The sequence below is a fragment of the Plantibacter sp. VKM Ac-2876 genome (assembly GCF_015350715.1).
Classification (GTDB): Bacteria; Actinomycetota; Actinomycetes; order Actinomycetales; family Microbacteriaceae; genus Plantibacter; species Plantibacter auratus.
The window spans coordinates 404247-426614 of sequence record NZ_JADKSI010000002.1 but is presented as its reverse complement, the minus strand read 5'-3'; the positions used below and the strand labels follow the sequence as shown (position 1 = coordinate 426614).

The 22368-nt window shown below is 69.8% G+C and carries 17 protein-coding genes; 9 read left to right on the top strand and 8 right to left on the bottom strand.

Going from position 1 to position 22368, the window contains the following annotated elements:
• Position 1: 1 nt before the first annotated feature.
• Genes ITJ62_RS08360 through ITJ62_RS08350 form a run of 3 tightly spaced genes read right to left on the bottom strand, consistent with a single transcriptional unit; the run spans position 2 to position 2596 of the window.
• Positions 2-580: an AAA family ATPase gene (locus tag ITJ62_RS08360; protein WP_079705837.1), complete on the bottom strand. Its 579-nt coding sequence runs from the start codon at positions 578-580 to the stop codon at positions 2-4.
• A gap of 9 nt (positions 581-589) precedes the next feature.
• Positions 590-1888, bottom strand: coding sequence for an MFS transporter (locus ITJ62_RS08355; RefSeq protein WP_194600892.1), 1299 nt, complete (start codon positions 1886-1888; stop codon positions 590-592).
• A gap of 60 nt (positions 1889-1948) precedes the next feature.
• A complete protein-coding gene (locus ITJ62_RS08350) occupies positions 1949-2596 on the bottom strand; it encodes a bifunctional 4-hydroxy-2-oxoglutarate aldolase/2-dehydro-3-deoxy-phosphogluconate aldolase (RefSeq protein ID WP_079705839.1) in 648 nt (215 codons plus the stop codon).
• A 91-nt stretch (positions 2597-2687) separates the two neighbouring features.
• Here ITJ62_RS08350 and ITJ62_RS08345 point away from each other — a divergent pair, with 91 nt between their 5' ends.
• Positions 2688-3479 (top strand): DeoR/GlpR family DNA-binding transcription regulator, encoded by a 792-nt coding sequence (locus tag ITJ62_RS08345; RefSeq protein ID WP_124769268.1) that lies wholly within the window; start codon positions 2688-2690, stop codon positions 3477-3479.
• A 115-nt stretch (positions 3480-3594) separates the two neighbouring features.
• On the top strand, positions 3595-3972 hold the full coding sequence (gene trxA / locus ITJ62_RS08340; RefSeq protein ID WP_056006082.1) for a thioredoxin: 378 nt from the start codon (positions 3595-3597) through the stop codon (positions 3970-3972).
• Between the two features lie 20 nt (positions 3973-3992).
• On the opposite strand, the gene ITJ62_RS08335 is transcribed toward trxA, so the two are convergent.
• Genes ITJ62_RS08335 through ITJ62_RS08315 form a run of 5 tightly spaced genes read right to left on the bottom strand, consistent with a single transcriptional unit; the run spans position 3993 to position 12512 of the window.
• A complete protein-coding gene (locus tag ITJ62_RS08335) occupies positions 3993-6383 on the bottom strand; it encodes a glycoside hydrolase N-terminal domain-containing protein (protein WP_194600889.1) in 2391 nt (796 codons plus the stop codon).
• Entirely contained in the window at positions 6383-7681 is a 1299-nt protein-coding gene (locus ITJ62_RS08330) for a glycoside hydrolase family 27 protein (RefSeq protein ID WP_228498123.1), read from the bottom strand. The genes ITJ62_RS08335 and ITJ62_RS08330 overlap by 1 nt, the downstream gene beginning before the upstream one ends.
• Positions 7678-9213 (bottom strand): alpha-N-arabinofuranosidase, encoded by a 1536-nt coding sequence (locus tag ITJ62_RS08325; RefSeq protein WP_124769270.1) that lies wholly within the window; start codon positions 9211-9213, stop codon positions 7678-7680. The genes ITJ62_RS08330 and ITJ62_RS08325 overlap by 4 nt, the downstream gene beginning before the upstream one ends.
• A gap of 37 nt (positions 9214-9250) precedes the next feature.
• A complete protein-coding gene (locus ITJ62_RS08320) occupies positions 9251-11461 on the bottom strand; it encodes an alpha-galactosidase (protein ID WP_194600887.1) in 2211 nt (736 codons plus the stop codon).
• Between the two features lie 52 nt (positions 11462-11513).
• Positions 11514-12512 (bottom strand): LacI family DNA-binding transcriptional regulator, encoded by a 999-nt coding sequence (locus tag ITJ62_RS08315; protein WP_124769272.1) that lies wholly within the window; start codon positions 12510-12512, stop codon positions 11514-11516.
• 258 nt (positions 12513-12770) lie between these two features.
• Between ITJ62_RS08315 and ITJ62_RS08310 the strand changes: the two genes are divergently transcribed.
• The 7 genes from ITJ62_RS08310 to ITJ62_RS08280 all read left to right on the top strand — a co-directional run bounded on the left by ITJ62_RS08310 (position 12771) and on the right by ITJ62_RS08280 (position 22366).
• Entirely contained in the window at positions 12771-14030 is a 1260-nt protein-coding gene (locus ITJ62_RS08310) for an ABC transporter substrate-binding protein (RefSeq protein ID WP_167374535.1), read from the top strand.
• 82 nt (positions 14031-14112) lie between these two features.
• Positions 14113-15072: a carbohydrate ABC transporter permease gene (locus ITJ62_RS08305; RefSeq protein WP_079705845.1), complete on the top strand. Its 960-nt coding sequence runs from the start codon at positions 14113-14115 to the stop codon at positions 15070-15072.
• A complete protein-coding gene (locus ITJ62_RS08300; protein ID WP_079002436.1) occupies positions 15072-15965 on the top strand; it encodes a carbohydrate ABC transporter permease in 894 nt (297 codons plus the stop codon). The genes ITJ62_RS08305 and ITJ62_RS08300 overlap by 1 nt, the downstream gene beginning before the upstream one ends.
• The gene (locus ITJ62_RS08295; protein ID WP_194600884.1) at positions 15962-18322 is read left to right on the top strand and encodes a beta-glucosidase; all 2361 of its coding nucleotides are present in this window, start codon (positions 15962-15964) and stop codon (positions 18320-18322) included. Before ITJ62_RS08300 ends, ITJ62_RS08295 begins: the two co-directional genes overlap by 4 nt.
• A 2-nt stretch (positions 18323-18324) precedes the next feature.
• Positions 18325-20577 carry a glycoside hydrolase family 127 protein gene (locus ITJ62_RS08290; RefSeq protein WP_194600881.1) on the top strand — a complete coding sequence of 751 codons (2253 nt, stop codon included), beginning with the start codon at positions 18325-18327 and terminating at the stop codon, positions 20575-20577.
• Between the two features lie 49 nt (positions 20578-20626).
• A complete protein-coding gene (locus ITJ62_RS08285; RefSeq protein WP_194600878.1) occupies positions 20627-21637 on the top strand; it encodes a LacI family DNA-binding transcriptional regulator in 1011 nt (336 codons plus the stop codon).
• Between the two features lie 24 nt (positions 21638-21661).
• On the top strand, positions 21662-22366 hold the full coding sequence (locus ITJ62_RS08280) for a cyclodeaminase/cyclohydrolase family protein (protein ID WP_194600876.1): 705 nt from the start codon (positions 21662-21664) through the stop codon (positions 22364-22366).
• Positions 22367-22368: the final 2 nt, after the last annotated feature.

Genomic DNA, 22368 nt, shown 5'->3' with positions numbered 1-22368 from the left:
GTCACGCCAGGGCGGCGAGCGCTTCGTCGAGGCGTTCAGCTGCTTCGCCGTCGGCGCTGTTGTCGAACAGGATGTGGTGGGCTCCGCGCCATCGGCACTCAGCCGCCTGCGCGGTCGCCCAGAACTCGTCCCAGTTCGCCAGTTTCCAGGTGTCCCGCTCGTAGCCTCTGGCGTGCACGCGATCCTTGACGCGGGTGCCGTCGACGGTCACGTGCACGACGACGATGTCGACCTCCTGCGGCCACGAGTGCTCGCTCGCCGCCTCCTCGAGGAACCCACTCTGCGGGAAGTACCGCACGAACGGTGCGTCGAGGACGACCGACATGCCGAGTCTGAGGTTGTCTCCGGCGAGCCGGAGGAGGGTCCGGTACTCGAGGTCCATCACGACCCGCTGGTAGTACTCGTTGTTGTCCCGTTCGTGCTTGTCGGTGCCGGCGGCCTCGAGGAGGGTCTCGGTGAAGAAGGTCGCCACCGAGTCCTTGTCGAGGTAGGCCGCCGACACCCGCTCGGCGATGAGCGTGCTCACCGTCGACTTCCCTGACCCCGCGGGGCCGATGACGAAATAGAGTTTCGGACTCATCGGGTCACGCTACGCCGTCACGGCCGCGGCCGGACGTTCCTTGACGAACAGTCCGTACGACAGCGCGCCGACCAGGAGGAGCACGCCGCCGATGAGGAAGACGAGGGTGTAGTTGCCGTCCGTCGCCGTGAGGATCGCACCGGTGACGACGGGTGCGACGGCCGCCCCCATGAATCCGCCGAAGTTCTGGATCGCGCCGAGCGAGGCGACTTGGTTGGACGGGGCGATGTCCGAGGCCAGGGTCCACAGGCAGCCGATGGGGACCTGCGACGCGAAGTACCCGACGGACAGCAGAGCGACGGCGAGGGCGGTGTTGTCCACGTAGGCGACGGGGAGCACGCTCGCGGCTGCGAGCAGCGCGCCGCCGACGATCGGGATCTTCCGGGCGCGGACGGTACCGACGCCCCGCTGCACCAGCCGGCTCGAGAGCCATCCGCCGAAGACCACGCCGATGATGCCGCAGAGGAACGGGAGCGAAGCCAACCATCCACTGTCGGCGAGGCTGAAGCCGCGGGCGGTCTGGAGGTAGCTGGGGAGCCAGGTGAGGTAGACCCAGACGGTGTAGAAGATGCCGAAGGCTCCGAGCACCATGAACCAGGTGTTGCGGTGCTTGAACAGCTGGCCCCAGGCAACCTGCTCCACCGTGGCGACCACGCGGGCCTCGGCCTCGGCGCCCTTGATCATCGACTGTTCCTTGAGCGTCGGATCGCGGTAGATGCGGAGCCAGACGAGCGCGATGACGATGCCGAACGCGCCGACGATGATGAACATGCCCCGCCAGCTCATCGTGAGCAGGAGGAAGGTGAGGAGGGGCGGGGCGATCGCGTTGGCGATCTGCGAGCCCGTGTTCACGAGGGACACCGGGAGCGCCCGCTCCGACTTGTTGAACCAGCGCTCATTGACCTTCAGTGCGGAGGTGAAGAACGGTGACTCGGCGATGCCGAGCGCGACGCGCGCCGCGTACAGGAAGCCGAACGAGTTCGCGGCGGCGGTCACCATCGAGACGAGCGACCACGCACCGGCTGCGAACGCGAACATCTTCTTCGGACCGAACTTGTCGACGAGGAAGCCCGCCGGCAGGTTCGCGATCGCATAGGGCCAGGAGAACGCCGACAGCAGCAGCCCCATCTGGAAGGCGTCGAGCCCGAACTCCTGAGCGATCGTCGTGTTCGCCACGCTCAGCGTGGATCGATCGAGGTAGTTCACCACCCCGCCGAGGACGAGGAACCCGACCAGGAACCAGCGGATCCGGACGCTCTTCTTCTCGGCCTTGGTGAGGACCGGTGCCTCGCTGTCGATCTGGCTCATGCCATGCACTCCTTCGTGTGGTGGTGGGTACTGCGTCGCGCAGGGCGCGAGGAACGGGTCTCAGGCCCGAGCGGCGGCGATCGCCGCGAGGAACTCCTCTGCGGCCCGGGTGACCTTGCCGTAATCGCCGTCGGCGCGCGCCGCCTTCGTGACCGCGCTGCCGACGCCCACGGCGACGGCACCGGCGGCGAACCAGGTCCCGACGTTCTCGGGTGTGGCTCCGCCCGCGGGGAGGATCGGTGCCTGCGCCAATGGCGCCCGGACCGTCTTGAGGTACTCGGGTCCGGCGATCTCGGTGGGGAAGAGCTTGACGATGTCGGCGCCGGCGGACATCGTGTCGACGATCTCGGTCGGTGTGAACGCCCCGCTGATCGAGACGGCCTGGTAGCGCGCTGCGGTGCGGATCATGCCTTCGTCGAGGTTGGGACTCACGAGGATCCGGGCGCCGGCCTGGATGCAGGCGAATGCGGCTTCGGCGTCGAGGACGGTCCCGGCGCCGATGGCGACACCCTGATCGGCGTACTCCTCGGAGAGGGTGCGGATGGCGCCCAGGGCGTCGGGGACGGACAGCGTGATCTCGAGGGCGCGGAAGCCGCCGGCGATCGCCGCCCGCGCGACCTGGATCGCCTCGTCGGTGCTGTCGAGGCGCAGGATGAGGATCGCGCCGGTCTCGTGGATCGTGCGGAGGACGTCGTATTTGGTAAGCATCGCGGATCACATTACCCCATGGATTCACACAGATTCACATATCGTCTCAAAATCACGACGATCGATCTCTGCGGACCGATAGGCTCGCGACATGAGTTCCTCCTCGCCCCTGATCCCGGAGCAACGCCACCAGGAGATCCTCCGCCTGTTGCGGAGCGCGGGCGTGTTGAGCATCCGGCACATCGTCGAGCTCCTCGGTGTCTCCCACATGACGGTGCGTCGCGACATCGCCGCATTGGAGGAGGGCGGTCAGGTCGTCTCGGTGCAGGGCGGCGTCCGACTGAGCGAACGGAGCGGATCGGAACCACCCCGGGAGCGGGCGTCGAGAGCGGGGCTCGAACTGCCGCGGAAGCGTGCGATCGCCGAACTCGCCGCCGGCCTGGTAGAGGACGACATGGTCCTGTTCCTCGACGCCGGCACCACGTGCGAGGCCGTCGTCCCGTTCCTCGCCGACCGACGGAACCTCACCGTCGTCACGAACGACTTCCTGGTGGTCACGACACTCCTCGACCACCCGGGGATCGAGACCATCCATACAGGGGGCGTCGTCGACGTCTCCAGCGGATCGTCCAGCGGGGCCCTCGCCGCGGCGACCCTGGGCGCCGTCAACCTCGACGTCGTCTTCCTCAGCACGGGGACCTGGGATCTCGCGCACGGCGTCACGACGCCGGTGTCCGACAAGGTGGTGCTGAAGCAGGCGGCGATGGCCGCCGGGTCGAGCTGCGTGCTGCTCGCCGACAGCACGAAGTTCGGGACGTTCGAGCGCTTCAACGTGACTCCACTCGACGGGCTCGACGCGGTCGTCTCCGACACCGATCTGCCCGAGGACGTCGCCGAGTCGCTCACCGACATCGGGCTCGACCTGCGCCTCGCCGCCGTCTGACGTCACGATCGTCATACCACCGACTCCGCTGCGGTAGGGGAGGACGGCCCGTCGTCCGCGGGTAGGCTCGTCAGTCGGATGCGACGCGTCCGACCACCGATCCGAAGGGCACACGATGACCACGCAGGAACTGACCATCTCGAACTTCGAGGACACCGTGTCGGCCGAAGGCATCGTCCTGGTCGATTTCTGGGCCGAGTGGTGTGGCCCGTGCAAGGCCTTCGGCCCCGTCTTCGAGCAGTCGAGCGAGCAGCACCAGGACGTCGTGTTCACCAAGGTCGACACGGAGGCGAACCAGGAGCTCGCGAGCGGGATGCAGATCACGTCGATCCCGACGCTCATGGCGTTCCGCGACGGTGTGCTCGTCTTCTCCCAGGCCGGTGCCCTCCCCGCGCCGGCACTCGAGGACCTCATCTCGCAGGTGCGCGGTCTCGACATGTCCGAGGTGCACGCCGCCATCGCCGCGGCGAAGGCCGAGGCACAGGCCGAGTAGCCCGCATCCGGGATACGCGGTCAGTCCTCCGGGTGGCCGGGCGGACGTGCGAACCCGAGCCGGTGGATGCCAGGCTCATCGAGCCTGATCCGCCGCCGCCCGGCCGGCCCGCCGTCCTCCAACCGGGTCGGCAGTGCGCCGCCAGGGCCCGTGATGGCGATCATCGAGCCGTCGTCCGGCAGCTCGACGAGCACGCCGCCGGCCGTGAGACGCAGGGTCGCCGCGATGGGGCGATGACGGCTCCACTCGACATCCACGACGTGTCCACCCCGGACCCGGAACCCTCGGAACCGTCCCGCCGACCACTCGGCCGGGAGGGTCGGCAGCAGCGACAGGACACCGCCGTGCCCCTGGACGAGCAGCTCGACGACACCGGCCGTCCCACCCAGGTTGCCGTCGATCTGGAACACGTCGTCGAGGTCGCCCATCGGGTGCAGGTCGAGCAGCGAGGCCGATGACAGCGGACCGAGCAGCGTGTGGAGCGCCTCGGACGCGAGCCCTGGATCACGGAGTCGTGCAGCCAGGCAGAGGAACCAGGCCATGCTCCACCCGGTTCCGCCACCGCCGTTCTCGAGTCTCCGTCGCAGTGCGCGTCGGGCTGCGTCGAAGTGCTCGGGCGTGTCCGATTCGGTGATCCGGGTCCCCGGGTACAGACCGTACAGGTGGGAGAGGTGCCGGTGGCCGGGCTCGGTCGGCTCCCGCTCCTCGGCCCACTCCAGGAGCGTTCCGTCCGCGCCGACCTGCGGCGGTCGGAGGGTGGCCACGGTGTCGCGTGCTCGAGCCAGGAGCCCGACGTCCGCGATGCCGTCGCCGACCCGCTCCGCGAGGGCGAGGTACTCGCGGAGGCACTCGTGCACCAGCTCCTGGTCCATCGCCGCACCGGCCGTCACCGCCGCCGTGTGATCCGCGTCGACCACGAACCGGTTCTCCGGCGAGGTCGACGGACTCACGACCAGCGATCCGTCGGCATCCGTGACGACCATTCCCAGGACGAACGAGACCACCGGCTCGACGGTCTGCAGGACGGCGACGCGCGCGGCGTGATCAGCACCGCCGTCGTCCAGACGGCGGTGGAGGTGCGCGACGAGCCAGGGGAGCGCGCTCGGCCAGTTCGCCCAGTGCGCGTCGAGCGGCACGGCGTCCGTGTGCCTCCAGAGGTCGCTGTTGTGGTGGGCTGCCGCCCCGTCGAGGCCGTAGGACTCGCCGGCGGTGCGCCGCCCGGCGTCCACCAGTTCGCCGATGAACCGGGTGAGTGGCTCGACCAGGTCACCCAGGCCGGTGCTCTCCGCCGGCCAGTAGTTCATCTGGAGGTTGATGTTGGTGGTGAAGTTCGCGCTCCAGGGTGGCCTGACCTGATCGTTCCAGACCCCCTGGAGGTTCGCCGGTTCGGTCCCCGGTCGGGAGCTGCCGATGAGGAGCGCCCGTCCGAGGTCGAAGTACCGCTCCGCGAGGTCGGCCGACGCGGACGCCGATGCCGAGAGATCCAGGTCGACGCGGTCGAAGAGCGACCGGTGGTCGGCGACGTGCCGATCGAGCAGCGCTTGCCCGGTTCGCCGCAACGCACGCGAGACCGTCGCCTGGGTGCGCTCCAGCAGCGTCGACGGGTCACCCAGCGGTCGATCTTGCCACCCGCGGTGTCCGGAACGCGCACCGGCGACGAGGCGGAACCCGCCCGGGATCGGCTGCACCGCGATCGACAGCGCCCAGGCCATGCCGGCGTCGACGAGACCGTCGGCATCCGGGACGTCGGTCGGGTACCGGATGGTCTCGTCATCGTCACCGCCGAGATACGAGGGTCGCACGCTCGCCGGCGCACGGCCGGTCACCGACCACCATCGGGTGTCGCCGACCGTGCGCTCCTCCGTCGTCGACGGGTGCGGCGTCGCGAAGCCGACCCTCGGTTCACGGACACCGTCACCCAGCAGCTCGACGACCAGCACGTCGTCCACCGCCGACACGAACGCGTGGAGCGTGACCGCCTCGCCACCGCTCGTGGACGTCGTCTCGACGACGCCGCGCGCGAGATCGGAGGTCCGTGTCGAGCGCGAACCGTCGTCGGGCGACGCGTACTCGACCGTGAGGCGGCCGAGCGGCTGGAAGGACTCGGTGAACGTGCTCCCGCGCAGTGCAGCCGCACGGGCATCGGCCGCGACGGGGTCGCCGTCGGTAATCGCCCGGCGCACGGCCTCCAGCGGACTGGGACGCGGGCGGAGTGCCAGCCCACCGCCCGGACGTCGCGGACCTCCCGACCACAACGTGTCCAGGGAGAGGTCGATGCCCTCCCGTCCGGGCACACCGTCGAGCGCCGCGCCCAACGTCCCGTTCCCGATGGGGAACCGATCGACGAACCGGGTGGCCGGTCCGTCGAGTTCGATTCGATGACGCTCGACGCGCTGCTGTCGGTCATCCATCAGTGGTCGAGTCGGAGCAGCACTGCACCGTGCGCGGGCAGGGACGTGTCGACGGCGCCGTCGACGACCGGCAACGGCCGACCACTCCACAGCTCGGTGACGGACGATCGATCGGCGCAACCGAGATCGGCCAGGTGCACCCGCATCCCGGTGTCCGCATCACCGAGCCAGAACACCGCGCGCCACCGGGTCTCGCCGAGCTCAGCCGCCCAGACGACGAGGTCGCCGTCGCGGATGATCTCCCGGCTCCCGTCGCTGCCGAGCATTGCGAGCACGTCCGGGTTGGTCAGGAGCGCGAGCGTGTGCGCCGGGGTGTCCGGGAGGTGGCCGCCGAAGAAGAGCGGCGACCGGCCGATGCACCAGAGGGTCATGAGCGTCCGTTGTTCGTCCAGGGTGAGGCGACTCAGCCGGTCCGAACCGACGTGGGCCCGGATGCCGATCCGCCCGAGCGGGAGCATGTCGGCATCGGCCCACGCCCCCGGACGCTGGAGGGGCGCCCAGCGGGCCAGGCGCTGGAACTGTTCGAGCACCGCCGACCAGTCGTCCCAGAGGTCGTCGGAGATCCGCCACAGTTGCGCCGTCGATCGAAGGGTGTCGAGGTGCTCGGTCGAGAGTCGCTTCCCCGGGGACAGGCTGAGCACCATCGGTCGACCGGTCGCGTCGATCGCCCGCGAGATGGCCTCGATCTCGGCGGTCTGGATTGGTGGGTAGAGCACATCGTCGAGCTTGATGAGGTCGACACCCCAGCCCGCGAGCTGTGCCATGACCGAGTCGTAGTAGGCCTGGGCGCCCGGGGCGGTCATGTCGACGCCGACGTTGTCGGGGTTCCACGGGCAGACGTTGGACGGATCGGCGATCTCCCCGCAGCGGGCGGTCGAACCGAGGATCGGTAGGTCGAGGTCGACGGCCAGACGCGGCACGCCACGCATGAGGTGCACCCCGAAGCGGAGCCCGAGCGCGTGCACGCGGTCGGCGAGCGCGCGGAAGCCGCCCGACGCCGCAGACGGGAACCGGTTCGGCGCGGGTTGCGGTCGGCCCCAGGCGTCGAGCGTCGGCTGGGAGACGCGCTCGTAGTCGCCGACGCCGGGCGCCGGTTCGTACCACTGGATGTCGACGACCACCGTGTCCCAGCCGGCGGGCAGCAGGTGCTCGGCCAGGAACACGGCGTTGGCAAGTACCTCGGCCTCCGTGACGGACCCTCCGAAGCAGTCCCAGCTGTTCCAGCCCATCGGCGGGCGGTCCGCCCGCGCCCGACGTGCTGCACGCACCGCGGTGACCGCGATCTCCACCTCGCTCATGGCGCGACGACCTGAGCCGTGATCGTTGCGAACGAGTGCGGTGGGAGCGTGACGCGGAGACCCGTCGGTGTGACGTCGAGACCCGTGAGTGGTCGCGGTGACACGGCGTCGGTCTCACCGGGACGGTTGTGGGCGTCGGGCCGCGCAGCGGTGAGCAGTCGGCCGTGTGGCTCGACCACGGATCCGCCACGGACGTCGACCTCGATGACGAGCGGTGCGTCGAGGTCGACATTCGTCAGTGAACAGTGGAGGACGCCGTCCTTGACGCTCGCCGAGGCGGAGACGGTCGGGATGCCACCCGCGTGTGCGGCGTCGGCGTCGCGGACCGGCCCGACCACGTGCGTCGGGAGGGACGTGGCGTCCTGGTGCGGGCTGTTCATCTCGAAGACGTGGAAGGTGGGCGTCCGGACCATCTCGCCGCCGTCGGGATCGGTCAGGAGCATCGCCTGAAGGACGTTGACCGTCTGGGCGATGTTCGCCATGCGCAGCCGACCCGCGAAGCGGTGGAACACGTCGAAGTGCCAGGCGGCCACCATGGCGTCGCGGATGGTGTTCTGCTGGAACAGATGCCCGGGGTGCGTGCCCGGCTCGACGTCCCACCAGGTGCCCCACTCGTCGAGCACCATGCCGAACCGTTCCTCCGGGTCGTACACGTCCATGACGGCGGCGTGCGACGACAGCAGCTGCTCGACGCCCTGTGCTGCGGTGATCGTGCTCCAGTACTCCGCAGCGTCGAACCCGGTCGCGCTGCCCTTCGCCTTCCAGCTGCCGCCGATCGTGTAGTAGTGCACCGAGACGGCTTCCCAGGGGGTCGCCGAGAACGGGTGGGTGGCCACGTCGGCGACGACCTCCATCAGCGTCTTGGTCCAGGCCACGTCGAACCCGTCGGCGCCGGCGGCGACCCGGTAGAGCGGGACCTTCCCGCCGCTCTCGCAGAAGGTGCCGAACTGGCGTGCGAGGTCCGCGTAGGCGCCGGCGCGCAGGTTGCCGCCGCACCCCCAGGGCTCGTTGCCCAAGCCCCAGAACGGGACGTCCCAGGGCTCCTCCCGGCCGTTCGCCCGACGCAACTCGGCCATCGGGGTCTCCCCGGCACCGGTCAGGTACTCGATCCAGTCGGCCATCTCCTGCACGGTGCCCGAGCCGAGGTTGCCCGAGACGTAGGCGTCGGCACCGAGGAGCTCGCACAGCTCCATGAACTCGTGGGTGCCGAACGCGTTGGTCTCGCTCGTCCCGCCCCATTGCGTGTTGACGAGCTTCGGGCGGTCCTCACGAGGTCCGATGCCGCTCGTCCAGTGATAGCGGTCAGCGAAGCAGCCGCCCGGCCAGCGGAGGTTCGGGATGCGCAGTTCGCGGAGCGCCTCCACGACGTCGAGCCGGATGCCGCCGACGTTCGGCACGGGCGAGTCCTCGCCGACCCAGAAGCCGTCGTAGATCCCGCGCCCGAGGTGTTCCGCGAAGTGGCCGTAGACGTGTCGACTGATCGTGGGGCCCGGCCGGTCGAGGTCGACGGTGACGGTCGCAGTGGAGTCCATGGGTGATGTGGTCCTGTTCTGTACAGCGGGTCGTGGGTCAGACGGCGGTCACGAGGATCGTGATCGCGCGGTCGGGCTGGAAGGTGGGGAGGTCGAGGCCGATCACGGCGAGCTGGCCACCGCTCAGCACGGGCGCCGCCGCGAGCGTGGCCGGGTCGGCGTCGAGTGGCGGCGCATCCCGGAGCCACTGGGGGATCACCCAGCGGGGGCCGAGGGAATCGTCCTGCGCGACGGCGAGGCGGTAGTGACCGTCCGGGCGAAGTCCGGGAAAGCGGACCCGTCGACGGGAGTCGGCCGACCTCGGGGGAGTCACGAGGGTGTACAGCGCGGTGGTGCCGTCCTCCGCGACGACCCCGCGGAGGGTCGGAGCGTCGTCGTCCCACTCGCCGTCGCCGACGACGCGGCCGGTGGCGATGAGTCCGCGATGACGCGTGAACACGGTGATCCATCTGGCGAGGGTCGTCCGATCCGTATCGTCGAGCTCGCGCAGATCCCACTCCACGCCGAAGTGCCCGAGGAGGGCGACCGCGCACCGGGTGTGGAGCGGGTGCGTGCGTCCGGTCGTGGCTGATCTGGCCGAGGCCACGTGCGACCCGAGCATCTCGGGCGGGACGAGGAGCCCCGTCCACCGGAGCATCCGGGCCCGCTCGATCGGGTCGTGGTTGTCGGAGGTGTGGACGCGATCGGACCGTTCGAGGATGCCGAGGTCGATGCGGCCTCCACCGGAGGCGCAGCTCTCGATCTCGAGGTGCGGGTGCCGCGATCGGAGCTCATCGAGCAGCCGGTAGAGGGCTTCAGTCTGGTCGTGCACGGCCGCCCGCCCGGTCGACGGATGGCCGGCATCGACGAGGTCGCGGTTGTGGTCCCACTTCAGGTATGCGATCCCCAGCTCGACGACCAGCGTGTCGATGGCCTGCAGGATGTGGTCGAAGGCCGCCGGATTGCCGAGATCGAGCACCTGCTGGTGCCGGACGGGCGACGGGAGCTCGTCCCTCGCCCGCAGGATCCAGTCCGGGTGCTCGCGTGCGAGGTCGGAGTCCTCGTTGATCATCTCGGGTTCGAACCACAGCCCGAACTCCATACCGAGTGATCGCACCCGGTCGGCGAGCGGCGCGAGACCGTCCGGCCAACGCTCGGGGTCCGGTGTCCAGTCGCCGAGGCCGCGGGTGTCGTCGCGACGTCCGCGGAACCATCCGTCGTCGAGCACGTAGCGCTCGACGCCGATGGCCGCGGCCCGGGTCGCCAACTCGGAGAGGACGTCGAGGTCGTGATCGAACAGGACCGCCTCCCAGACGTTCAGGGTGACGGGGCGCGGACGCCGAGCCGCCCGCGAGGTCGAGCGCAGGTGACGGTGGTACCGCGACGAGGCGGCATCGAGGCCGACGCCGTAGGCCCCGTACACCCATGGAGTCCGGTGGTCCTCGCCAGGGCCGAGTCGGACCTCGCCGGGCAGGAGCAGCTCGCCGCCACGGAACGTGAGGTGTCCGTCGGTGCGTTCGACGCCGATCGTGTGGTTGCCGCTCCAACCGACGTGGCACAGCCAGACGTCACCGGTCCGGCTGTCGAACCCCGGTGTTCCGATCGCGGTGACCCCGGTGGCGTCGAGACCGGGGCGACCGTGCCGCGACTCGCGGAGGTGTGTCCCGGTCGTGACCGGAAGCCGCTGCGGCAGCTTCTCGTTGCCCCACCGACCGGCGAAGTCGAGGATCTCCCGAGCCGACGTCGGGATCGGGAGGGCCGGCACGACACCCTCGATCTCCAGGAGGTCGTCGCCCCGGTTCGTGACCGTCACGCGCGTGCGCAGCAGGCCACTCGGTGTCAGTTCGATCGCCACGAGGAGAGCGATGCCGGTCTGGTCGTCGACCGCGGTCACCTCGACCAGTGCGGCGCCGCACTGCCGCACCTCGCCGGCCGGGAGAGCCGCTCCGTCGACCTCGACCGAGGCCACGTCGAAGCGCGACGACCAGGCCGTCCCGGCGCGATGTGTCCGGAGGCCGGGGAGACCCGACCAGCCCGACGCGTGCTCGGGCAACAGGCTCGGCTCGTACGGCGCGTCCGATCCGTCGACGAGGTCGCCGCGCACGGTGGCTGTGGCCGCAGCAAGCCACTCGAGGTCGTCGGCATCGACGGCGGCACCCCAGTGCGCGATCGTCGGGAGGCGGGTCCTGTGCTGGACGAGGACGACGGAGACGCCTTCGCACTGCAGATGGACGACGCGGTGTTCGAGCGTCGCTGAGAGGTCGGACATGGTTCCTCCGAAGCGGTCGGTGAGGCGGGTATGACGGCCGGTGGGCCGAAGGTCAGGCTGAGTCCCGGACGACGAGCGTGGTGTCGAGCCAGCGCGGAGCGGTCGTCCGGCCGGCGATGAGCTCCATGACGAGTTCCGCGGCGACCCTGCCCATCTGCTCCAACGGCTGACGGACCGAGGTCAGCGGTGGCTCCGCGGTTGCCGCGACGACCGTGTCGTCGAATCCGACGAGCGCGATGTCGTCCGGGACCGTCCGGCCACTGGCCTCGAGGACGCGCATCGCGCCGACCGCCATGAGGTCGGAGCCCGCGAAGACGGCGTCGAGGTCCGGGTACCGGGAGAGCAACCGTGCCATGGCCGACGACCCGCTCGGCATGGTGAAGTCGCCTCGGGCGACCGCACGGGTGTCGAGGCCGCGTTCGGTGAGGACGTCTCGCCAGCCTCGGACACGGTCGCTGGACGCGGCCATGTCGGCGGGGCCCGAGATGACGCCGATCCGCGTGCGGCCGAGCGCGATCAGGTGTTCGGCCGCGAGCCGACCGCCGGCGTAGTTGTCGGAGTCGACGAAGGTGACGTCCTCCGTGTGCTCACCCATCGGGCGGCCGACGAAGACGATGGGGAGGTCCACCGAGGCGAGCGCCTGGGTGATGGTGCTGATCTCGTGCTGCAGGATCACCACCGCCCCGTCCACGTAGTGCGCCGCCAGGTAGGCGACGAGCGCGTCGAGTTGGCGCGGGTCGGCGAGGAAGAGCGCGGGCTGCTGGGCTGCCGACAGGAGCGCGGCGGTGGCGCCCTTCAGCGGTGCCGCGACGAACGATCCGGAGAACGGTTCGAGCTCGCCCGCCGCGAGGACGATCGCGACGGCGCCCGTCCTGCCTCCGGCGAGCGACCGGGCTGCGACGTTCGTGCGGTAGGCCAGTCTCGCGGCCGCTTCGCGCACTGCGACGACCATCGAGGCGTCGACCGTCGAGGCACCGGCGAGGACCCGCGACGCGGTCGCTCGGGAGACGCCGGCCTCTCGGGCGACGTCGACCAGGGTCGGTTTGCGCATCCTCGCTCCTTTGCGATCGTCCACCTGCCGGTGGTCTGGCAACGAGCATCGCAGAATCCGAGAGAGCGGTCTCCGAGTTGCGCAATATTGCCCTGGCGCCCCGGAACCCCGCTGCCTATGGTGATCACCACGCCCGAACGGTCCGGATGCTCCCCGATCCAGTCGACATCGGCGCGAGCCGGAGAGCGATCTCCGGCCGGTGACCGCAACGTAGCGCGACACCGCGGAACACGATCCCGCATAGGAGGGGGATTTCCAGTGAAATTCCGTCTTGCAGCAGCAGCAACCGTCGCCGTCATGGTCGGCGCCCTGGTCACCGGTTGTTCCGGGTCCGGCGGCGGCGATGACAAGACCTTCCAGTTCTGGTCCTTCACGGGCATCAACCAGAAGGCCGATGTCGAGAAGTACAAGGAAGCGCACCCCGACATCACTGTCAAACTCACCGAGGTCGGCAGCACGCAGGAGACCGCCCAGGCGCTCACCGCAGCGTTGGCCGGCGGTAAGGTCCCCGACCTGGTCCTCATCCAGGGGGACGACATGCCCAACTTCGTCGCGAACCCCGACAACTTCGTCGACCTGAGCACGATGGGTGCCGACGACATCTCCGGGGACTACCTGCCGTGGGTCTGGGACCAGGCCGTGGCCCAGAACGACGCCGTCATCGGGGTACCGACCGATGTGGGCGGGATGTCGATGGCGTACCGCGCCGACCTCTTCGAGGCCGCCGGCCTGCCGTCGGAACCGGACGCGGTCGCGGCGCTCTGGCCCACCTGGGACGACTTCATCTCCGTCGGCCAGCAGTACGTCGCCGCCACCGGGAAGCCGTTCCTCGACAACGCCGGCACCTCGGTCTTCTTCCAGACCGTGAACCAGGTCGACGAGAAGTACTACACGCCCGAGGGTGAGCTCGTGTACGACACGAATCCGCAGGTGAAGGAGGCGTTCGACATCTCGATCAAGGCGATCGAGGCCGGCATCACCGCGAACGTCCCCGCCTTCTCCACCGGCTGGAGCACCGGCAAGACCAACGGCGCCTTCGCCGCGATGGCAGCTCCCTCCTGGATGCTGAAGAGCATCAAGACGGATGCGCCCGACACCTCGGGCCAGTGGCGCGTGACGACGGTGCCCAAGGTCGCCGGCAACTGGGGTGGCAGCTACCTCGCCATCCCGAAACGCGCGGCGAACCCGGAGGCGGCGTGGGCCTACATCAAGGAGATGCAGTCACCCGAGTCGCAGCTGCAGAACTTCACCGACACCGGCGCCCTGCCCAGCACGGTCTCCGCGTACGAGTCCACGGCGATCGCCGACTACACCGACCCGTTCTTCGGCGACTCGAAGATCGGTGCCGTGCTCGGCAAGTCCTTGCAGGAGTTCAAGCCGTTCTTCAACGGTCCGGAGACGGCGACGATCGGCTCCGCGATGATCAACACCGTGACGGACGTCGAAGCCGGCAACACCCCACCGGACAAGGCCTGGGACGTCGCGATGAAGGCTGTGAAGGACGCCCTCGGCGGCTGACCCGACGACCCAGTCCACCCGTCCGCTCCGACCCGGGGCGTTCCGGCCGAGCAACACGCCGGAACGCCCCTGAAGGATCATCGTGACCACGCACATCGCCCCACCTCGGCTGCTGCCGAAACAGTCGCCACCCGGTATCGGGACGCGGATCCGCAACACCCTGCCGGAACGCTTCGCCCCCTACGTCTACATCGCCCCGTTCTTCCTGATCTTCGCCGTCTTCGGCCTGATCCCGCTCCTGTTCACCTTCGTGGTGTCCCTCTTCGACTGGAACCCGATCGGTCAGCAGACCTTCATCGGCTTCGACAACTTCACCAGGCTCGCGGCCGACCCGCGGTTCTGGAACGCGATGCTCAACACCTTCGCGATCTTCATCATCTCCACGGTGCCGCAGCTGGTCATCGCCCTGGGCCTCGCCCATCTGCTGAACCACGTCCGCCTGCGCTTCGCCACCGGGTTCCGGATGGCGATGCTCGTGCCGTACATCACCTCGGTCGCCGCGACCACGATCGTGTTCGCCCAGCTGTTCGACCGTGACTACGGGCTCTTCAACTACCTCATCAGCTTCTTCGGCGGTGATCACGTCGACTTCCTCAACGACAAGGTCGGCTCGTGGTTCCTCGTCGCGCTCATGGTCGTCTGGCGGTGGACGGGCTACACGACGCTGCTCTACCTGGCGGCACTGCAGGCGATCCCTCGCGACGTGTACGAGGCGGCCGCCGTCGACGGTGCCGGCGGTTGGAAGCAGTTCGTCTACATCACCATCCCGTCGTTGCGTCCCATCATCGTGTTCACGATCGTCACCTCGACGATCGGCGGGCTCCAGGTGTTCACCGAACCACTGCTGGTGAACCCGGCCACCGGCCTCACCTGCGGTGCGGCACGACAGTGCCAGACGCTCACGCTGTTCCTCTACGAGCAGGGCTTCGGCCAGTTCGAGTTCGGATACGGCTCGGCGATCGGCGTCGCGCTGTTCGTGATCGTCGTCCTCGTCGCCCTGCTGAACTTCTTCCTGTCCACCCGCACCCGAGGAGGACGCTGATGTCCGAGACGCTCAACTCCACCCAGCTGATGGCGAGCGCGACCTCCGCCGGCCGGAAACGGAACGGCGGCCGCATCGGTCGCATCCCCTGGTACACCTACGTCCTCCTCGTGTGCGCCGTCGTCGTGAGCATGTTCCCGCTGTACTTCATGTTCGTCGTCGCGACCACGGACTCGGCGACGGCGACCACCCTGCCACCGCGGCTGTACCCGGGCGACAACCTGTTCCACCTCGTGGGGCTCGTGCTCGAGACCGTGCCGTTCATCCAATCGATGATCAACAGTCTCATCGTCGCGCTGTCGATCGGCGTCGGATCGGCCCTGCTCTGCGCCCTGGCCGGGTTCGCCTTCGCGAAACTGGAGTTCCGCGGCCGCAATGCGCTGTTCATCCTCGTGGTCCTCACCATGACCGTGCCGACGCAGTTGAGCGTGATCCCGCAGTACCTGATCATCTCCGCGCTCGACTGGGTGGACACCCTGCAGGCACTCATCGTCCCCGGCCTCGCGAGCGCGTTCGGCATCTTCTGGATGCGTCAGCACATCTCGAGTTCCGTGAGCGACGAGCTGCTCCAAGCGGCGAGACTCGATGGTGCCAACACCTGGCAGATCTTCTGGCGGATCGTCTTCCCGGTCATCCGACCGGCGGCGTTCGTCCTGGGACTGCTCGGCTTCGTCGGATCGTGGAACGACTTCCTCTGGCCGTTCATCGTCCTGAAGTCGCCGGAGATGTACACGGTCCAGATCGCGATCAAGGCCCTGCAGTCGCAGCGGTCGATCGACCTCGGCCTGGCGATGGCCGGGTCGTTCCTGGCCACCATCCCGCTGCTCATCGCGTTCATCTTCGTCGGCAAGCGCATGGTGACGGGGATCATGGACGGAGCGTTCAAGGGATGACCCTGCAACACGACGGCGTCACGCCGACCACGTCGGGCATCGTCCGCGGCGTCTGGAACGACCGACGGGCGTCACCCGACGAGCGGGCGCGAGCACTCCTCGATGAGATGACCCTCGAGGAGAAGGTCGGTCAGCTCGGTTCGGTCTGGTTCACCGACACGGCGGGCGACTTCGCGCCGAGCGTGGACGGCTCCGACGACCCGGCTGCGCCGACATCGGCGCCCACCGGTGACTTCACGGGTGGCCTCGGGCAGTTGACGCGCATCTTCGGGACCGAACCGGTGACGGTGGCCGAGGGCGTCGATCGCCTGCGGGAACGGCAACGGCAGGTCGTGGCCGGCAACCGGTTCGGCATCCCCGCGATCGCGCACGAGGAGTGTCTGACAGGGTTCGCCGCGTACGGTGCGACCGCCTTTCCGACGCCGCTCGCCTGGGCCGCCTCGTTCGACGAGGAGCTCGTGGAGCGGATGGCTGAGGCGATCGGAGACGACCTCCGTTCGGTCGGTGTCCATCAGGGACTCGCGCCGGTCCTCGACGTCGTCCGGGACTACCGCTGGGGCCGGGTCGAGGAGACGCTGGGGGAGGACCCCTACCTCGTCGGCCAGCTCGGCGCCGCGTACGTGCGTGGGCTCGAGCGGTCCGGGGTCGTGGCGACGCTCAAGCACTTCGCCGGCTACGCCGCGTCCCGAAGTGCGAAGAACCATGCCCCGGTGAGTATGGGTCGGCGTGAACTCGCCGATGTCGTCCTGCCGCCGTTCGAGACGGCGATCCGACTCGGGGGAGCGCGAAGCGTGATGAACGCCTACACCGATCTCGACGGCGTCCCCGCCGGTGCCAGTGTCGAATTGCTCACCGACATCCTGCGCGACGACTGGGGTTTCGACGGCACCGTCGTCGCCGACTACTGGGCGATCCCGTTCCTCGCGACCATGCACCACGTCGCGAGTGGTGCGGCGGAAGCCGGCGCGCTCGCCCTCACCGCCGGGATCGACGTCGAGCTCCCGGAGACCGCCGGCTACGGCGCCGGCCTCGTCAGGCTCGTCCAGGACGGGGCGCTCGACGGGCGGCTGGTCGACCGAGCCGTGCTCCGGCACTTGCGGCAGAAGATCGAGCTCGGCCTGCTCGACGGGGGCCCGCTCGTGCCGGAGCACGCCGCATCGACCGATCTCGACAGCCCCGGCAACCGAGCCATCGCGACGCGTCTGGCCGAGGAGTCGGTCGTCCTCCTCAGGAACCGCACAGTTCTCCCGCTCCGGACCACCGCGCGCATCGCCGTGATCGGGCCGGCGGCCGACCAGTTCCGCAGTCTCGTGGGCTGCTACGCGTTCCCCAACCACGTGCTGTCGAAACACCCCGGGCACGATCTCGGCATCAGCATCCCGACGATCCTGGACGCGGTTCGTACCGAGTTCCCCGCGGCTGACATCGTCGTCGAACCGGGATGCAGCATCACCCAAACCGGTCGGGAGGACGTTCCGGCCGCGGTCGAGGCCGCCCGTTCGGCCGACGTCGTCGTGCTGGCCGTGGGTGACATCGCGGGCCTGTTCGGCGATGGCACGTCGGGAGAAGGCTGCGACGCCGAGGACCTGCGCCTCCCCGGGGGCCAGCACGACCTCGTGCTCGCCGTCCTCGCGACCGGGACGCCTGTCGTCCTGACCGTGCTGTCCGGGCGACCCTACGCGCTGGGGGACTACGACCGGGCCGATGCACTGGTCCAGGCCTTCTTCCCCGGCCAGGAGGGCGCGGCGGCCGTCGCGGGGCTGCTGTCCGGCCGCGTTCGGCCGAGCGGACGGCTCCCGGTGCAGATCCCTCGTTCACCGGCCATGCCGGGCACCTACCTGCAGCCGCCGCTCGGTCTGGCGTCCCGCGGGATCAGCGTGCTCGACCCCACGCCGCTCTTCCCGTTCGGTCACGGCCTCACCGCCGGGGACGTCCGCTACCGATCGCTCACGAGTGCAGCGGAGCTCGCCGTCGACGGTGAGGTCCTCGTCGACGTCACCGTCGAGAACATGGGTGTCGAGGACGCCGTCGAGGTGATCCAGCTCTACGGCACGGATCCGGTGGCCTCGGTCGTGCGCCCGTCGGTCGAGCTGCTCGCGTTCGCACGCCTCACGGTCGCTGCCGGGACGCCGGCCACGGTGCGTTTCTCGGTGTCGGCCGACCGCTTGTCCTTCACCGGGGTCGACGGCCGTCGGGTGGTCGAACCGGGGACGTACGTCCTGTCCGCCGGGCCGTCGGCACTCGAGCGTCCGCTCACCCACACGATCGAGGTGGCCGGCAGCAGGCGGGAGCTGGTCGGGCCGCGCGAGCTCCGCGTGGACTGGCGGCGTGTCGACGCGGTCGCGAGTAAGGCCTGACCATGCCGTTCGTCCCGATCTCCCAGGTCACGCTCACGGGTGGGCCGCTGTTCCAGGCGCAGGAGGCCGACCGTGCCTACCTGCGAGTCCTCGAACCCGATCGTCTGCTCGCCCCGTTCCTCCGTGAGGCGGGCCTGGAGCCCCGGGCTCCGTCCTACGACGACTGGGAGGTGCGCGGACTCGATGGCCATACCGCCGGACACTACCTCTCTGCCTGCTCCCTGATGGTCGCCTCCACCGGCGACGACGTCCTGCGCTCCCGACTGGAGTACACGGTCGCCGAACTGGCCCGCGCGCAGGATCATCTGGGGACCGGATACGTCGGTGGAGTCCCTCGGAGTGCCGAGCTCTGGGCCGAGGTCGCAGCGGGGATCACCGAATCGACGTTCCGCGCCGGCCGCTGGGTGCCCTGGTACAACCTGCACAAGCTGTACGCCGGTCTCATCGACGCGGCCCGATTGACCGGGAACCACATGGCACGCGATGTCGTCCTGCGCCTCGCCACCTGGTGGGAGGAGCTCGCCGCCGGGATCGACGACGAGCACTTCCAGCTCATGCTCGAGACCGAGATCGGCGGGATGAACGAGGCGTACGTCGACCTCTTCGACCTCACGGGCGACCCTCGCCATCTTGCGATGGCAACCCGCTTCACCGCCACTGCCCTCAGCGAACCGCTGTCGCGCCGGTCCGACGAACTGACCGGCCTGCATGCCAACACCCGCATCCCGCAGTTCGTCGGGTTCGCCGCCCTCGCCGCTCGGGGTGCTGATCCGGCCCTCGCCCGCGCGGCCCGGTTCGCCTGGGAGACGATCCTGACGCGGCGCACGGTCGCGATCGGCGGCAACAGTGTCCGGGAGCACTTCCATGCCATCGACGACTTCACCCCGATGACCGAGGACCGGGAGGGCCCGGAGACCTGCAACAGCTACAACCTGATCAAGCTGGGCCGACGGCTCAGTGCCGACGAGTCCGACCCGGCGATCGCCGACGCGCTCGAACGGATCCTCTTCAACCACCTCCTGTCATCGCAGCACCCCGAGCACGGTGGGCTCGTGTACTTCACCTCGATGCGACCCGACCACTACCGCGTCTACTCCTCGCCGGAGCACAGCTTCTGGTGCTGCGTCGGGACTGGTCTGGAGAGCCACGCGAAACACGGCGAGTCGCTGTACCGGTTCGACGACGACACGGTGTCGGTCGAGCTCTTCGCGCCCTCCGTCGTGCGGATCCCGGAACTCGGTCTCGAGCTGGAGCAACGGACGGCCTTCCCCTCCGACGGCGTGGTCGGACTCACCCTCGGGCTCGCCGGTCCGCGGCGGTTCCGGCTCCGCGTCCGAGTCCCCGGGTGGAGTGTTCCGACACCCGAGTTGTTCGTCAACGGCGCTCCGGTGACCGCCGGACTCGAACGCGGCCATCTCGTCGTGGATCGCGAGTGGAGCGACGGCGACACCGTGTCGTTCGAGCTCCCCATGGGCGGTCGTGCGGAACCGTACCCGGACGGCTCGAACTGGACCTCGCTCCTCTGGGGTCCGTCCGTCCTGGCCGCCCGTGGCGAGTCGCTGCCGACCGACGTGGTGTTGGCCGGCCGCGCCCACGCCCCGCATACCGCCGTCGGCCCGCTCACCCCGCTCGCCTCGGCACCGATCGTCCCGCGGTCGGCCGTGCCCTACCGGGACGCCGACGGGCGACTCCGGATCGACTCCGACCGAGGACCGATCCGGTTGGAACCCTTCGCCGGCCTGCACGACGCGCGGTACACCGTCACGTTCCCCGTGGCGTCGACGGCGGACGAGGACGCCGTCGCTCGGCGCCGCACCGCCTTGGTCGAGCGGGACCGACGCGCCGCGAGCATCGACGGACGGACGGTCGACCGGGTCGCTCTGGGCGAGCAGCAGCCCGAGGCGGATCACGGGTTCGAGGGGGTGGCCAGCGCCAGCGGCGCGGTGCGTGGTGTCCGCTGGCGGAGCACGGCCGATCGTCTGTCCGTGACGCTCGTCGACCCGCATCTCCTCGGCCGGGTCGTCAGAGTGACCTGGCTGCACGACCAGGCGGGCCGCGGTTTCACCCTGGAGATCGACGGCACCCCGGTCGCTCCGCAGGAGGGCGGGCGAGACGACGACCTGGAGTGGGCGGAGTACCCGCTGACGCCCACCAGCGCCGGGTGGGGTGTCCGGCGGTTCGCGCTCGTCGCGCAGCCGGATCGCGAGACCCCGCGATGCACCGAGCTCCGAGTGCTGACCGCTGAGGGCGCCTGACCACCGGGGCGGGCACGCGCAGCACCCCGGGATGCGGGACGATGGAGTCATGACGACGACGCCGGAGCGGGACGATCTCAGCGTGACGCTCGCGGACGTCGCCGCGAGGTCGGGGTGCTCGGTCTCGCTCGTCTCCCGGGTGCTCGCCGGGAAGCGCCATGCATCCCCGGACACCCGGGACCGCATCCTCGCCGCAGCGCACGACCTCGGCTACGACCGCGCAGCACAACGGCGCGGCCGACCTCGCTCGGTCCCGCGCCTGCTCGACCTGGCGATGAGTCAGTGGGACGACCCCTGGGCGAACACGGTCGTGACGAGTGTGCGGCGGGCGGCCGCTGCGGCGAACTACGACCTGGTGCTCACGCCGGAGAGCGAGTCGATGGTCGACGACTGGCCCAGTCGGGCACGTGCGCGGGGATCGGCCGGTGTCGTCGTGTGCCTCATCCGTCCCAACGTCTCCCAGCTCGACATCCTCGCCTCGGCCAACATCCCCGTCGCGCTCCTCGATCCGCGTGCGGAGCCGGCGCGGAGTCTGCCGAGCGTCGGGTCCACCGACTGGCAGGGCGGCTTCGACGCGGGTCGGCATCTCGCCCGGCGGGGGACACGTCGGTTCCTCATCATCACCGGCCGGCCGAAGTACCGGTTCGGTCGTGCGAGGGAGGCAGGTTTCCGAGCTGCGGTCGAAAGGCACGCCGCCGGAGCGACGGTCGAGGAGATCTCGTCGCCGTGGTCCTCGGAGAGCGCCTTCGTCTCCGTGCGCAAGCTGCTCAGGCAGGGCGGGCTCCCGATCGGCGTCTTCAGCTGCAACGACGAGATGGCCTACGGCGTCTACCGCGCCGCTGAGGAGCTGCAGCTCCGCATCCCCGACGACATCCGGGTCGTCGGCTTCGACGATCTCCCGCAGTCCAGGTTGATGCCGCCGCCGATGACGACCGTGCGACAGCCGATGCGCGCGATGGCCGCGCGTGCGGTCCAGCTCGTCCTCGAGGCGGAGCCCGGGACGGACCCGGGGGACCGGGCGGAGTTCCCGACCGAACTCATCGTCCGCGCCTCGAGCTGACGCGGACGCGGGAGAATGGTCGCCATGACGGGATCATCGGACACCGACGAGGTGTCGACGGAGCACTCGAGCGTGTCGACGTGGATGCAGGCGCTCGGCACGGCCACCGGGAACCCCGGCGGCGGGGCCGCATCCGGACTCATGCTGGCGATCGCCGCCGGCCTCACCGCGATGGTCGCCGGCTACACCCGAGCCACGCACGCCACCGAGGACGCGAGCGGGCGGGACACGACCGAGGCCGAGGCGACGATCGCCGCACTCCGCGCTCGCGCTGAGGCACGCTCCGAACTGGCGCTGCGTCTGGCCGACGAGGACGCCCATGCCTCGCGGGCGTTCGGCAGTGCCTTCCATCTGCCGGCCGGCGTCGAGCGCGACGAGGCGATCCGTGCTGCGTCCATCGAGGCGGCCGCGGCCTCCGCGCGGCTGGGGGAGCATGCCGTCGACGCGATCGACGATCTCGCCTGGCTGACCGAGCACGGCAACCCGGCGCTGATCGCCGACGTGGCGGTGGCGATCGGCGCACTCCGCGCCGCGATCACGGGAGCGCGGACCAACGTCAGCTTCGATCTCGGTTCGGTCCGCAGCGCACACGGCTCCCTCGAGGAGATCCGCGCCGACGAGCCGCGCCTGTGGGAACTCGTCCCCGTGTTCGACCGCGCCCTCGAGCGGATCGACCGGCTCGCGGCGTCGATCGACCCCGAGGCCGCTCCCACCGACGCGGCGTCGTAGCC

Excerpts from the sequence above, each read along its gene's own strand:
- ITJ62_RS08360 (WP_079705837.1), bottom strand. The coding sequence starts at position 580 with ATGAGTCCGAAACTCTATTTCGTCATCGGCCCCGCGGGGTCAGGGAAG.
- ITJ62_RS08355 (WP_194600892.1), bottom strand. The coding sequence starts at position 1,888 with ATGAGCCAGATCGACAGCGAGGCACCGGTCCTCACCAAGGCCGAGAAG.
- ITJ62_RS08350 (WP_079705839.1), bottom strand. The coding sequence starts at position 2,596 with ATGCTTACCAAATACGACGTCCTCCGCACGATCCACGAGACCGGCGCG.
- ITJ62_RS08345 (WP_124769268.1), top strand. The coding sequence starts at position 2,688 with ATGAGTTCCTCCTCGCCCCTGATCCCGGAGCAACGCCACCAGGAGATC.
- trxA (WP_056006082.1), top strand. The coding sequence starts at position 3,595 with ATGACCACGCAGGAACTGACCATCTCGAACTTCGAGGACACCGTGTCG.
- ITJ62_RS08335 (WP_194600889.1), bottom strand. The coding sequence starts at position 6,383 with ATGGATGACCGACAGCAGCGCGTCGAGCGTCATCGAATCGAACTCGAC.
- ITJ62_RS08330 (WP_228498123.1), bottom strand. The coding sequence starts at position 7,681 with ATGAGCGAGGTGGAGATCGCGGTCACCGCGGTGCGTGCAGCACGTCGG.
- ITJ62_RS08325 (WP_124769270.1), bottom strand. The coding sequence starts at position 9,213 with ATGGACTCCACTGCGACCGTCACCGTCGACCTCGACCGGCCGGGCCCC.
- ITJ62_RS08320 (WP_194600887.1), bottom strand. The coding sequence starts at position 11,461 with ATGTCCGACCTCTCAGCGACGCTCGAACACCGCGTCGTCCATCTGCAG.
- ITJ62_RS08315 (WP_124769272.1), bottom strand. The coding sequence starts at position 12,512 with ATGCGCAAACCGACCCTGGTCGACGTCGCCCGAGAGGCCGGCGTCTCC.
- ITJ62_RS08300 (WP_079002436.1), top strand. The coding sequence starts at position 15,072 with ATGTCCGAGACGCTCAACTCCACCCAGCTGATGGCGAGCGCGACCTCC.
- ITJ62_RS08295 (WP_194600884.1), top strand. The coding sequence starts at position 15,962 with ATGACCCTGCAACACGACGGCGTCACGCCGACCACGTCGGGCATCGTC.
- ITJ62_RS08290 (WP_194600881.1), top strand. The coding sequence starts at position 18,325 with ATGCCGTTCGTCCCGATCTCCCAGGTCACGCTCACGGGTGGGCCGCTG.
- ITJ62_RS08285 (WP_194600878.1), top strand. The coding sequence starts at position 20,627 with ATGACGACGACGCCGGAGCGGGACGATCTCAGCGTGACGCTCGCGGAC.
- ITJ62_RS08280 (WP_194600876.1), top strand. The coding sequence starts at position 21,662 with ATGACGGGATCATCGGACACCGACGAGGTGTCGACGGAGCACTCGAGC.